At 65.8% G+C, this 849-nt stretch carries 2 protein-coding genes; both read left to right on the top strand.

Features of this window, described 5'->3' with window-relative positions; all coding sequences use genetic code 11:
* The first annotated feature begins 151 nt into the window (after positions 1–151).
* On the top strand, positions 152–631 hold the full coding sequence (locus LKO27_RS15060; protein ID WP_227738337.1) for a hypothetical protein: 480 nt from the start codon (positions 152–154) through the stop codon (positions 629–631).
* Positions 628–849, top strand: a 222-nt coding sequence (locus LKO27_RS15055) for a hypothetical protein (protein ID WP_227738336.1), incomplete at its 3' end; no start/stop codon positions are given. The genes LKO27_RS15060 and LKO27_RS15055, both read left to right, overlap by 4 nt.

Genomic DNA, 849 nt, shown 5'->3' with positions numbered 1-849 from the left:
CCCCCCGCTACGCCAAACAGGTTGTCATCGACGTCACCGCGTCTCTCCTCGGTTTCCTCGAAGACATCGGCGGCCACGTGGCACCCGGAACAATTGACAAGTTCACCACCACCATTACTCGCCACACCATCACCCTCACCGAGGACACCCCGTGACGTTCGACCTTGACGCGGCTCGCGCCCTTCACGACCGCAACCCCGACGACCCCGGCACCTGCGCTACCTGCCGCGACAGCATGGCCTATGCCGCCTCGTGGCCGTGCCCGACCGCTACCGCCCTCGGCGCCACCGGCCGCAGCGAATGGACCGGCCCCACGGACCCCATCGTCGCCGCCATGGAAGCCGCCATGCACCCGGACATCGCCGCTACCGGCATGCTGATCATCCCCAAGACCATCGAGTACGACCCCAACACCGAACGCGTCACCCCAGACGGCACCGTCCACCCCACTTCCCGTCGATGTTGCGCCCTCCCGGAAGGCACCGGCTACCGGGCTTCCGGAGACTGGCGCAACATCGACGGGAAGTGGGTACTGCGGGCGATCGAGATCATTGCCCCTCACAGCCTCCCCGGGTTCACGCCCGGCTGGTGGCCCGGCGAGAAGCCCACCAACGACAAGGACACCGAGTGAGCGGCACCTTCGAAATCGTTCGTGTTCGCGTCACCCTGGACGAAGGAGACCGGGGCTGCTGGCGCCAGAAGGAGGTGTTCGCCCCCTCCTACGACCGCTCCCCCCGCTACGCCAAACAGGTTGTCATCGACGTCACCGCGTCTCTCCTCGGTTTCCTCGAAGACATCGGCGGCCACGTGGCACCCGGAACAATTGACAAGTTCACCACCACCATTACT

This window comes from Tessaracoccus sp. OS52, assembly GCF_020687685.1.
GTDB lineage: Bacteria > Actinomycetota > Actinomycetes > Propionibacteriales > Propionibacteriaceae > Arachnia.
Note: the sequence above shows the minus strand (reverse complement) of the source record. Positions and strands in the feature narration are given on the sequence as shown.